Here is an 11709-nt window from a genome sequence, read left to right as displayed (position 1 = left end):
GGTCCTTTATTGCTGCACTACGATATTTTCTTGTGAAGGATCAACATGCTGCATTTTAAGCTTATCAGTTGCGATACGCTCAACACGGCTGTGATCAGCGAGTGCGTTCTCTTCCAGGATGAGATTTCGCCATTCTATATCCAGCGCATCACGTTCAACCACCAGTTGCTCGCGTTGCGCAGTCAGTAAACGGGTATAGTGCACAGTAGTAACGACCATCACCGCCGACACCACAATCGCGACAAACAAAATCAGCGGCAGTTTCCCAAAGCGCAGAATATCTCCGCCGATGATTCCCGGCAGAGAGTGACGCTCATTACCGCCAAGCGTCGTCATTTTGCTTAAGGTCTCTGTCACGCGATTAATCATTCGCGCTCCTTTGAGCAATACGCAGTACAGAGCTGCGAGCCCGCGGGTTGTCAGCCACTTCATTCTCTCCTGGCATTAGTTTTCCTAACGCTTTAAGTTGCCTGCCGCCCAAAGCACGCAGTTGCGCTTCAGTCATTGGCAACCCTGCTGGTACTTGCGGCCCACGGCTTTGCTCACGCATAAACCGTTTAACCAGCCTGTCTTCAAGTGAATGGAAACTAATCACAGATAAGCGCCCAGCTGGCGCTAAAACCGTTACGGCACCTTTCAATGCTTGTTCTATTTCTTCGAGTTCACTATTTACCCAAATGCGCACGGCCTGAAACGTCCGGGTAGCTGGATGTTTAAATTTGTCTTTCACCGGTGTTGCCGCAGCAACGACTTCAGCCAACTCTTTAGTACGTGTCATCGGCGCTTCTTTATTGCGCTCAACAATTGCTCTGGCAATACGCTTTGCAAAGCGCTCTTCGCCATAGGTTTTCAGTACCCAGGCAATATCCTGTTCTTCTGCGCCCAGCAGCCATTCAGCCGCCGACTGGCCTCGCGTTGGATCCATACGCATATCCAGTGGCCCGTCGCGCATAAACGAAAACCCCCTCTCAGGGTCATCAAGTTGTGGAGAAGATACGCCAAGATCAAGCAGGATCCCGTCTATTTTACCGGTAAGCCCCAGTTCTTCGACATAATCAGCAAGGTGAGAAAACGGGCCATGAACAATGGAAAAGCGTTCGTCATTGATCTGGCTGGCGGCTGCGATCGCCTGAGGATCCCGGTCGATAGCCAGCAACCGTCCTTCTGCCCCTAACTTAGACAGAATAAGACGAGAGTGCCCTCCGCGGCCGAAGGTGCCATCAATGTAGATGCCATCCTGACGAATGTTTAACCCATTTACCGCTTCGTCAAGCAGCACTGTTGTGTGTTTATAACTTTCCATCATTTAGAGAGACAAATCCTGCAGTCTTTCGGACAATGTGCCTGACGAAGACCGCTCAGCGTCAATGTCCTCCTTAACTTGTTGATACCAGGTTGCTTCATCCCACAGTTCAAACTTATTGAACTGCCCAACCAGCATCACTTCTTTTGTGAGCCCGGCATGCTGGCGCAGTACCGGCGCTAACAGTAATCTTCCTGCACTATCCATCTGGCATTCACTGGCGTGCCCCAACAGTAAGCGTTGCACCCGCCTTTCGTCAGGATTCATACCGGACAAACGCGCCAGTTTCTGCTCAATAACTTCCCATTCAGGCAGGGTATAGAGCAGCAGACATGGGTTATGGATATCAATGGTGCAAACCATCTGCCCTGTAGCCAGTTCGAGCAGTTTTTCGCGATAGCGGGTCGGGACGGATAATCGCCCTTTGCTATCGAGATTAACTACCGTCGCACCACGGAACATATCGAGTTGCCCCTTAAATTACCTTTTTCACCACTTTGTTCCACAAATTCCCACCACAAGGAGTTTACGGAGCAGAGGAAAAGCTTGTCAAGCCAGCACCAGTGCCGACCAGACGAAACATTTCGCCAAAAACAGTGAATAAAGAGGATATGGAGTAAAAGGCTGTAACGGTGACACGAAATAACGTTATGAATATTTGTAAAAAAAGTGATGAATATACATGCAGAACGTTAACACCAACAAATACAACCAAATTGCAAATAAACTATTCAGTTTGCGACCTGGGCGGCATTTTACGGCAAACAGAGGGAGGTTAACAGCAGGAGTTAAGTGGTACAGGATAAAAAAACATCCCCCTGAAACAGCATAAAAATGCTGATGGAATAATCCTATACATTCAGCGAGCAAAACAGCTGTAACAAATTAATACAATATCAATATTCGGATTGTTCCAAATCGGGCTGGAAAAATGAATAACAAAAAGCAGAACTAAGAGTTTTCTTATAATAACAGCAGCCAGGTATGGCTGCTGTTATTTTGATTAGTAGCGGCTAAGGCTGCCGCGGCGATAGAGATTACGGCGAATACGCGTTAAACCCGGCTTGGGCTTACGTGGTTCATCCAGACTCGCCAGCACCAACTCCAACACACGCTCAGCCACATCACGATGGCGCTGTGCAACAGCCAGTACCGGGCATTGCAGAAAATCCAGTAGTTCGTTATCGCCAAATGTGGCAATTGCGAGATCTGAAGGGAGCTTTCCTTCACGGCGCAACGTCACATCCATCACGCCCTGCAGGAGCGCAAATGAAGTCGTGAACAACGCTTCCGGCATGTCATGGGTTTCCAGCCATTTTTCAAATAGTTGTGCGGCATTATCGCGCTCATAGCTATCAGCATACAGGAAATCGACCTGGCGAGAGTCATCCGCCCATGCAATACGAAACCCTTGTTCGCGCAAGAAGCTGACAGAGAGTTCCGGTAGAGCGCCCAGATAAAGCACTTTATTGGCCGGAAACTTACGTAATTCACGCGCCAGCATTTCGGCATCATCCTGATCGGCACCGACAACGCTGGTGAAGTGTTCTCTATCCAGAGCTCTGTCCAGGGCCACAATAGGGAAATCGCTGTTTACCCAACGCTGGTAAAAAGGGTGTTCTGGCGGTAAAGAGGTTGAAACGATAATGGCATCAACTTGCCGTTGCAGTAAGTGCTCAATACAACGCATTTCGTTATCAGGTTGATCTTCTGAGCAAGCGATAAGTAATTGATAACCACGCTGACGCGCCTGGCGTTCAAGATAATTGGCAATGCGCGTATAACTGGTATTTTCCAGGTCAGGAATCACCAGGCCAATAGAACGAGTTCGCCCCGCCCGCAAACCTGCCGCAACCGCATTAGGGTGGTAATTATATTCCCTGACCACTGCCATCACTTTCTCAACGGTTTTTTCGCTCACCCGATACTGACGAGCCTTACCATTGATGACATAGCTTGCAGTGGTACGCGACACACCCGCAAGGCGTGCAATTTCGTCCAGTTTCACTCTTGCCCCTTAACGATTTAGATACTTCAACACCCTGAAACCTGAATAACATGGGTGATACCTCACCACCAGCAATCCGCACAGAACAACCGAACCGGCATCAGTGAGTGTACTTGCCAGACAGCCTGATACGGCAATATCACACCGAATTCAGGGTTATAGATTAATCCTGTTAAGGTTGCGCGCACAATAATAACACCTTTAATTGTTTTTCTGGCTCACATTACTGTGTTAAAAAAAAGAAAAACCCGGCACTTGCGCCGGGTTACAGTGACAATACCAGCCACTTAGCGCATGATTTTATCACCGCGCGATAAGCCCACTACACCGGAGCGCACAACCTCAACGATTTTTGCCACATCACGAATAGTGGCAAGGAATGCGTCCAGCTTATCACTGGTACCGGCAAGCTGGACGGTGTACAACGACGGCGTGACATCAATAATTTGCCCACGAAAGATTTCTGTACTGCGCTTCACCTCTTCGCGCCCGTAGCCTGTCGCCTGCACTTTCACCAGCATAATTTCTCGTTCAACGCATGGCCCCTGGCTCAATTCGTTGACCCGCAAAACATCGATAAGTTTGTGCAATTGCTTTTCAATTTGCTCAAGAACTTTTTCATCACCAACCGTTTGAATGGTCATGCGTGACAATGTCGGGTCTTCTGTTGGCGCGACCGTCAGGCTTTCGATGTTATAGCCACGTTGGGAAAATAACCCAATAACGCGCGACAGTGCGCCGGATTCATTTTCAAGTAATACCGATATGATGCGGCGCATAATCAGGTTCTCTCCGTTTTGCTCAACCACATTTCATCCATGCCACCACCGCGGATCTGCATTGGGTAAACGTGTTCTGTTCCATCGACGGAAACATCGACAAAGACTAACCGGCCTTGTTGTACATGCTCCAGAGCCACCTGAAGTTGACTGGTCAGTTCTTCGGGTTTGGTTATCTGAATACCAATATGTCCATAAGCTTCTGCCAGACGAACAAAGTCAGGCAAAGATGCCATATAAGACTGGGAATGGCGGCCCGAATAAATCATATCCTGCCACTGTTTAACCATACCCAGAAAGCGGTTGTTCAGGTTGACTACCAATACCGGCAAATTGTATTGCAGCGCAGTAGACAGCTCCTGAATATTCATCTGGATGCTGCCATCCCCCGTAATACACACTACGGTTTCATCAGGCAAAGCCATCTTCACCCCCAGGGCAGCGGGTAAACCAAACCCCATAGTTCCCAGCCCACCGGAGTTAATCCAGCGACGTGGTTTATCGAAGGTGTAATACAAAGCGGCAAACATCTGGTGCTGACCAACGTCAGAGGTGACATACGCCTCTCCCCGGGTCAGTTGGTAAACAGCTTCAATCACCGCCTGTGGTTTGATGGCATCGCTGGCTTTGTCATATTCCAGGCAGTGTCTCGCCCGCCAGAGTTCAATCTGCTGCCACCAGTCACGGATATCGTCCAGTGGCTGACTTTGCTTTTCCGCCCCGCTCAGTTCAATCATTTGTTGCAGAACAACTTTCGCATCACCAACAATAGGGATATCTGCTGGTACTGTTTTTGAAATAGAGGCCGGGTCAATATCAATATGCAACACGGTGGCATTAGGGCAATACTTTTCCAGGTTGTTGGTGGTTCGGTCATCAAAACGCACCCCAACCGCGAAAATCACATCAGCATTATGCATTGTCATATTAGCTTCATAGGTACCATGCATACCCAACATACCCAACGCCTGGCGATGCGTGCCCGGAAATGCCCCCAGCCCCATCAAAGATGAAACAACCGGCACATTTAAGTTTTCAGCCAGGGTTTTAATTTCGTCAGAGCAACCCGCGGTGATCGCGCCACCGCCGATATAAAAGACCGGTTTTTTCGCCGCTAACAGCGTATGCAGAGCACGCTTGATCTGCCCTTTGTGCCCCTGGGTTGTTGGGTTATAGGAACGCATACTGACGCTGTCCGGCCACACATAAGGCAACTTTTTAGCCGGATTAAGAATATCTTTCGGTAAATCCACTACCACTGGACCGGGGCGACCAGAGGCGGCCAGCCAGAATGCTTTTTTCAGAATCCCAGGAATATCTTCTGTTTGTTTAACCAGGAAGCTGTGTTTGACTACAGGGCGAGAGATCCCCACCATATCGCATTCCTGAAAGGCATCGTAACCTATTAGTGAGCTCGCTACCTGACCAGAAAGCACCACTAAAGGGATAGAATCCATGTATGCGGTGGCAATACCTGTAATTGCATTTGTCGCACCAGGTCCGGAAGTGACCAGAACCACCCCCACCTCGCCTGTCGCTCTCGCCAGACCATCAGCCATGTGTACCGCAGCCTGCTCATGGCGAACCAGTACATGCTCAATTCCACCAACGGTATGCAGTGCATCATAGATATCCAACACTGCTCCACCAGGGTAGCCAAATACTTGCTTCACGCCCTGATCGATAAGCGATCGGACAAGCATCTCGGCTCCAGACAACATCTCCATGGTTTGCCTCCAGGCTGTGGTTAACGCCACGACGCCAGAATTCATTTCTGTTCGTCATTGGGTGCAGCACACTGCACCTATAAAAATTATTATCAGACTTTCTAAAATAACTGGAGAAAATTGAGCAGGCAAATACCCATTCATCATCGAACCCGCAACCCAACATTGATAATTCACCATAAAGTAACGCACCAATGGTTTATTACTCTATCCATAAGCTGGCGTTATGAGTAATTATGTTAACAATAGAATGATAAAAAAAATGTTAACGCAGCGGGTGATTTAGCACGATAAAAGCAAAGCACAGTAATACTCTTCTTTCTTATTTCAGGGTTTTTGGCAAATTCTGGTTAATGTATCCAGCATCCAGCGGAACCCTGGATCATCCAGATTAGTTGTGTAACCTGTTAAATAACAAGCGCGTTTTTTTACCGGTAAAGGAAGTGTTAAGTGAATTACCTCTGGACCGTTATGCCAGCGCCGGGTAATCCAGGTTGGCATAATAGCAACCAGATTCGTTCGGGACACCACCTCAAGCAGGCTAAACAGGCACTGACCCTGGTGGACAATTGCACTGCGTTTGAGCGGCGTGTCATACCAAATAGCACTGAAGGAACCGCTATTTTTTAAAGAGACCACAGCGTGCCTTGCGCGATAAAAAGCGGATTCCGTCATCAACGATAAATTCTGGCCCCATGTCTTCTTTGCCACACAAACCATTTCATCCTCAAATAACAACTGGTTAAAAATGTTTTCCCCTGTGACGGGTTCGTAACTAATCGTGAAATCAACATGGTTGCCGTCCTGGGTATAGCTGCTTTCGCTGGAGCGAACATTCAACCGAATACCGGGAGCATGATGACAAATGTACTGATAAATCTTTGTGAAAAACAAAGTGTCGAGTGGGCTTTGCAGCACCAAAGTAAATGTCCGTGAACTTTTAAAAGGCTCGAAATGCGCTGGGGGAAATACGTTATGAATCAAAAAGAGTGCCTGGCGAAACTCAGCCTCCAGTTGGAAAGCCCTGAGGGTGGGCTCAATCCCCCGCCCCTGGCGCACAAACAATGGGTCACCAAAGGTCTTCTTCAGCTTTGAGATTGCATTACTCACCGCAGGTTGCGACATTCCTAAAACCTGCGCTGCTTTGGTAATATTGCGGCGTTGCATAACAGCCGAAAAAATGGGAATTAAATTCAGATCAAGCTTATCTTTTAACCGAATATTAATATCTTCCTCGGACCGTCGCTTAATGATAATTTTTTCTGGCATTGTTCACTCCATGAATTAATGTTTACGCTTTATGACAAAAGCCGGACCATCATCTGTCTCCCTCTGACTGTGCCCCGTTTCCTTCATTCATTAACATTACTCAACAGCACAGGCATGTTGTTCGCCGGGTGACTAATCATTTATCACCGAACAAATTGCACGAAATTCCCGTGCATTAAACCACCAGGAAAAAATATAAACTATCATGAGAAACGTGACTTTTAGCACAACCATATACAACATCAGGTAAAAAGCAGAATTATCACCCAGGAAATTCCTTAATACCTTTCATCAATCAAGCGTTCTTCTGAGACAAAAAGTTGACATGGCGTTTTATATCGGTTACCACTTAATGCATTCGATTACGGAGGTTTGATCACATGACACGTTTCGCTCGTCTACTAGTTCTACTACTTCTCGCAGATACTGTGCGCGGTAGACTGGTGGGCGCTGCTTAAGGTTAATCAAGCCCCATAAGAAACTAAACCCGCGCCAATGCGCGGGTTTTTTTATATCCGGCGTAATGGCGAAATAAATCAGACAGGATGGAATCAATGAACCAGCAAGTCGTTATTTTCGATACAACTTTACGTGACGGTGAACAGGCGTTACAGGCCAGTCTGAGTGTAAAAGAAAAGCTGCAAATCGCCTTCGCTCTGGAGCGTATGGGCATCGATGTAATGGAAGTTGGTTTTCCCGTTTCTTCACCGGGTGATTTTGAGTCAGTTCAGACCATTGCCCGTAGCATCAAAAACAGCAGAGTATGTGGTCTGGCTCGCTGTGTTGAAAAAGATATTGATGTTGCGGCAGAAGCGCTGAAAGTGGCAGAGGCCTTCCGTATTCACACGTTCATTGCCACTTCGCCAATGCATATCGCTACCAAGCTGCGCAGCACTCTGGATGAAGTGATTGAACGCGCGGTATATATGGTCAAACGGGCGCGTAATTATACCGATGACGTGGAATTTTCTTGTGAAGATGCCGGACGTACCCCAATTGACGACCTGGCGCGCGTTGTAGAAGCGGCCATCAACGCCGGAGCCCGCACGATTAATATTCCTGATACCGTTGGCTACACGCTGCCCCATGAATTCGGCAATATCATCAGCTCACTGTACGAGCGCGTACCAAATATTGATAAAGCGATTATTTCCGTACATACCCATGACGACCTGGGCCTGGCCGTAGGTAATGCAATGGCCGCTGTCCATGCGGGAGCCCGTCAGGTTGAAGGCACCATTAATGGTATTGGTGAACGTGCCGGTAACTGTGCGCTGGAAGAAGTCATTATGGCTATCAAAGTACGCCAAAAAATGCTCGACCTGCACACCAACATTAACCATCAGGAAATCTGGCGTACCAGCCAGACCGTCAGCCAGCTGTGTAACATGCCAGTTCCAGCGAATAAAGCAGTGGTTGGCGCAAATGCTTTCGCGCACTCTTCCGGCATCCACCAGGATGGTGTATTGAAGAACCGCGAAAACTACGAAATCATGACGCCAGAATCCATTGGCCTGAACCAAATCCAGTTAAACCTGACTTCACGCTCAGGGCGTGCGGCAGTAAAACACCGCATGGAAGAAATGGGTTACAAGGAAACAGATTACAACCTGGATAACCTGTACTCCGCCTTCCTGAAACTGGCAGATAAAAAAGGCCAGGTATTTGATTACGACCTGGAAGCGCTGGCATTTATCAATAAACAACAAGAAGAGCCCGAACACTTCCGTCTGGATTACTTTAGTGTCCAGTCTGGCTCCCGTGTGATGGCTACCGCTTCGGTCAAATTATTTTGTGGTGAAGAAGAAAAAGCAGAAGCCGCGACAGGTAACGGTCCGGTCGATGCCGTCTACCAGGCAATCAACCGCATTTCTGAATACGACATTGAACTGGTGAAATATCAGTTAAGTGCCAAAGGTCAGGGTAAAGACGCGCTGGGCCAGGTAGATATTGTCGTTAACCATAATGGCCGTCGTTTCCACGGTGTGGGCCTCGCGACAGATATTGTCGAATCTTCTGCCAAAGCGATGGTTCATGTGCTGAACAGCATCTGGCGCGCCGGTGAAGTCGAAAAAGAATTGCAACGCAAAGCACAAAATAAAGAACACAACCAGGAAACCATGTGACATGTCAAAGAATCATCATATTGCAGTTTTACCCGGAGATGGTATTGGCCCTGAGGTCATGGCTCAGGCAATGAAGGTACTGGAAGCTGTCCGCCATCGTTTTGATTTACAGATTACCACCAGTGAATATGATGTCGGCGGCGCGGCGATTGACCGCCACGGCACCCCGCTCCCTACAGCAACAATTGAAGGTTGCGAACAGGCTGATGCTGTTTTATTTGGTTCAGTTGGTGGGCCGAAATGGGAACATCTGCCCCCTGCGGAACAACCTGAACGTGGCGCATTATTGCCCTTACGTAAACACTTCAAATTATTCAGCAACCTGCGTCCGGCTAAATTATACGCCGGGCTGGAAAGTTTTTGTCCGCTGCGTGAAGACATTGCGCAAAAAGGCTTTGATATCCTGTGTGTGCGTGAACTAACTGGCGGCATCTACTTTGGTCAGCCAAAAGGCCGTGAAGGTAGCGGTGTTCATGAAAAAGCATTTGATACCGAAGTGTATTATCGCTTTGAAATTGAGCGCATTGCCCGTATTGCTTTTGAATCTGCACGCAAACGCCGCGGTATTGTCACCTCTATTGATAAGGCTAACGTGCTGCAAACCTCAGTCATGTGGCGTGAAATCGTGACTGAAATTGCACAGTCTTACCCGGATGTGAAGCTGTCGCATATGTATATCGATAACGCCACCATGCAGTTAATCAAAGACCCGGCACAATTCGATGTATTGCTGTGCTCAAACCTGTTTGGCGACATTCTGTCTGACGAGTGTGCCATGATAACCGGGTCTATGGGTATGCTGCCTTCCGCCAGTCTGAATGAAGAAGGATTTGGTTTATACGAACCCGCAGGGGGTTCTGCGCCTGACATCGCTGGCAAAAATATCGCCAACCCAATTGCTCAGATCCTCTCGTTGTCATTACTGCTCCGCTACAGCCTGGATGCAAATGATGCAGCAACAGCAATTGAAAATGCGGTCAATCGTGTTCTGGAAGAAGGTTTCCGCACAGCAGACCTGGCACGGGATACTATTGCGCTGGGTACCGATGAAATGGGCGATAAAATTGCCCACTATGTAGCCCAGGGGGTGTAATCATGGCAAAAACGTTATATCAAAAGTTATTCGATGCACACATCGTTTACGAAGCCCAGGGTGAAACCCCATTACTGTATATTGACCGTCACCTGGTGCATGAAGTCACGTCACCACAAGCTTTTGATGGTCTGCGCGCCCATGGGCGCCAGGTGCGCCAGCCGGGTAAGACATTTGCCACGATGGATCACAACGTCTCCACTCAAACTAAAGACATCAACGCCAGTGGCGAAATGGCCCGCATTCAGATGCAGGAGTTGATGAAAAACTGTAAAGAGTTTGGCGTGGAACTGTACGACCTGAATCATGCATTCCAGGGGATTGTCCATGTTATGGGCCCAGAGCAAGGGATTACACTGCCCGGGATGACGATTGTTTGCGGCGATTCCCACACAGCTACCCACGGCGCATTTGGTGCACTGGCGTTTGGTATTGGTACCTCAGAAGTTGAGCATGTTCTGGCGACACAAACGCTGAAACAAGGCCGCGCCAAAACCATGAAAATTGAAGTAACCGGCCAGGCGGCTCCAGGTATTACCGCGAAAGATATTGTTCTGGCGATTATTGGCAAAACTGGCAGTGCTGGTGGCACCGGTCACGTTGTTGAATTTTGTGGCGCAGCCATTGAAGCCTTAAGCATGGAAGGCCGTATGACACTGTGTAACATGGCGATTGAAATGGGTGCCAAAGCCGGGCTGGTTGCGCCGGATGACACCACCTTCAATTATGTTAAAGGCCGCCAGTTTGCTCCCACAGAAAAAGACTGGGATGCCGCAGTAGCCTGGTGGCGCACCCTGAAAACCGACGACGGTGCGCAATTTGACACCATAGTGACCCTGGATGCAGCGGAAATCGCACCTCAGGTTACCTGGGGTACCAACCCAGGTCAGGTCATTTCTATTACCGATAACATCCCGGCGCCAGAAAGCTTTTCTGACCCGGTCGAGCGAGCGTCCGCCGAAAAAGCGCTGGCTTATATGGGGCTGAAGTCTGGCATACCTCTGACTGAAGTCGCTATTGATAAAGTCTTTATCGGCTCATGCACTAATTCACGTATCGAAGACCTGCGCGCTGCCGCAGCAGTTGCACAAGGCCATAAAGTGGCTCCGGGTGTGGTTGCCATGGTTGTGCCAGGCTCTGGCCCGGTTAAAGCGCAGGCTGAAGCCGAAGGTCTGGACAAAATCTTCCTTGAAGCCGGTTTTGAATGGCGCTTACCTGGCTGCTCAATGTGCCTGGCAATGAACAATGACCGCCTGAATCCCGGCGAACGTTGTGCATCCACCAGTAACCGTAACTTTGAAGGTCGCCAGGGACGCGGTGGGCGTACTCACCTGGTTAGCCCGGCAATGGCTGCAGCGGCAGCCATTGCCGGTCACTTTGCTGATATCCGCACACTGAAATAAG

Annotated in this window: 10 protein-coding genes; 3 read left to right on the top strand and 7 right to left on the bottom strand. The window is 48.7% G+C overall.

From position 1 onward, the window contains the following. Nucleotides 1-6: 6 nt before the first annotated feature. From ftsL to leuO, 7 genes are all read right to left on the bottom strand, one after another. Nucleotides 7-369: a cell division protein FtsL gene (ftsL, locus tag A9B99_RS14975; protein ID WP_064598798.1), complete on the bottom strand. Its 363-nt coding sequence runs from the start codon at nucleotides 367-369 to the stop codon at nucleotides 7-9. Then, nucleotides 362-1306 carry a 16S rRNA (cytosine(1402)-N(4))-methyltransferase RsmH gene (gene rsmH, locus A9B99_RS14970; protein ID WP_064598796.1) on the bottom strand — a complete coding sequence of 315 codons (945 nt, stop codon included), beginning with the start codon at nucleotides 1304-1306 and terminating at the stop codon, nucleotides 362-364. The genes ftsL and rsmH overlap by 8 nt, the downstream gene beginning before the upstream one ends. Next, nucleotides 1307-1765: a division/cell wall cluster transcriptional repressor MraZ gene (mraZ, locus tag A9B99_RS14965; protein WP_064598794.1), complete on the bottom strand. Its 459-nt coding sequence runs from the start codon at nucleotides 1763-1765 to the stop codon at nucleotides 1307-1309. A gap of 541 nt (nucleotides 1766-2306) precedes the next feature. Continuing rightward, nucleotides 2307-3311, bottom strand: coding sequence for a catabolite repressor/activator (cra, locus tag A9B99_RS14960; protein WP_064598792.1), 1005 nt, complete (start codon nucleotides 3309-3311; stop codon nucleotides 2307-2309). A gap of 287 nt (nucleotides 3312-3598) precedes the next feature. Next, the gene (ilvN, locus tag A9B99_RS14955; RefSeq protein WP_064598790.1) at nucleotides 3599-4090 is read right to left on the bottom strand and encodes an acetolactate synthase small subunit; all 492 of its coding nucleotides are present in this window, start codon (nucleotides 4088-4090) and stop codon (nucleotides 3599-3601) included. Between the two features lie 2 nt (nucleotides 4091-4092). Beyond that, nucleotides 4093-5817 (bottom strand): acetolactate synthase 3 large subunit, encoded by a 1725-nt coding sequence (ilvI, locus tag A9B99_RS14950; protein ID WP_064598788.1) that lies wholly within the window; start codon nucleotides 5815-5817, stop codon nucleotides 4093-4095. A gap of 327 nt (nucleotides 5818-6144) precedes the next feature. Beyond that, nucleotides 6145-7086 carry a transcriptional regulator LeuO gene (leuO, locus tag A9B99_RS14945; protein ID WP_064598787.1) on the bottom strand — a complete coding sequence of 314 codons (942 nt, stop codon included), beginning with the start codon at nucleotides 7084-7086 and terminating at the stop codon, nucleotides 6145-6147. A 554-nt stretch (nucleotides 7087-7640) separates the two neighbouring features. Here leuO and leuA point away from each other — a divergent pair. Genes leuA through leuC form a run of 3 tightly spaced genes read left to right on the top strand, consistent with a single transcriptional unit; the run spans nucleotide 7641 to nucleotide 11708 of the window. After that, the gene (gene leuA / locus A9B99_RS14940; protein ID WP_064598786.1) at nucleotides 7641-9212 is read left to right on the top strand and encodes a 2-isopropylmalate synthase; all 1572 of its coding nucleotides are present in this window, start codon (nucleotides 7641-7643) and stop codon (nucleotides 9210-9212) included. 1 nt (nucleotide 9213) lies between these two features. Next, nucleotides 9214-10305: a 3-isopropylmalate dehydrogenase gene (gene leuB / locus A9B99_RS14935; protein ID WP_064598785.1), complete on the top strand. Its 1092-nt coding sequence runs from the start codon at nucleotides 9214-9216 to the stop codon at nucleotides 10303-10305. A gap of 2 nt (nucleotides 10306-10307) precedes the next feature. Then, the gene (gene leuC / locus A9B99_RS14930) at nucleotides 10308-11708 is read left to right on the top strand and encodes a 3-isopropylmalate dehydratase large subunit (RefSeq protein ID WP_064598783.1); all 1401 of its coding nucleotides are present in this window, start codon (nucleotides 10308-10310) and stop codon (nucleotides 11706-11708) included. Nucleotide 11709: the final 1 nt, after the last annotated feature.

Origin of the sequence: Mangrovibacter phragmitis (assembly GCF_001655675.1) — a bacterium.
Lineage (GTDB): Bacteria > Pseudomonadota > Gammaproteobacteria > Enterobacterales > Enterobacteriaceae > Mangrovibacter > Mangrovibacter phragmitis.
This window is presented reverse-complemented; position numbering and strand designations above follow the sequence as displayed.

Bases quoted from the DNA above. Each gene is read 5' to 3' on its own strand.
- leuC (WP_064598783.1), top strand. From the start codon at position 10,308: ATGGCAAAAACGTTATATCAAAAGTTATTCGATGCACACATCGTTTAC.
- ilvI (WP_064598788.1), bottom strand. From the start codon at position 5,817: ATGGAGATGTTGTCTGGAGCCGAGATGCTTGTCCGATCGCTTATCGAT.
- ftsL (WP_064598798.1), bottom strand. From the start codon at position 369: ATGATTAATCGCGTGACAGAGACCTTAAGCAAAATGACGACGCTTGGC.
- mraZ (WP_064598794.1), bottom strand. From the start codon at position 1,765: ATGTTCCGTGGTGCGACGGTAGTTAATCTCGATAGCAAAGGGCGATTA.
- leuB (WP_064598785.1), top strand. From the start codon at position 9,214: ATGTCAAAGAATCATCATATTGCAGTTTTACCCGGAGATGGTATTGGC.
- ilvN (WP_064598790.1), bottom strand. From the start codon at position 4,090: ATGCGCCGCATCATATCGGTATTACTTGAAAATGAATCCGGCGCACTG.
- leuA (WP_064598786.1), top strand. From the start codon at position 7,641: ATGAACCAGCAAGTCGTTATTTTCGATACAACTTTACGTGACGGTGAA.
- leuO (WP_064598787.1), bottom strand. From the start codon at position 7,086: ATGCCAGAAAAAATTATCATTAAGCGACGGTCCGAGGAAGATATTAAT.
- rsmH (WP_064598796.1), bottom strand. From the start codon at position 1,306: ATGATGGAAAGTTATAAACACACAACAGTGCTGCTTGACGAAGCGGTA.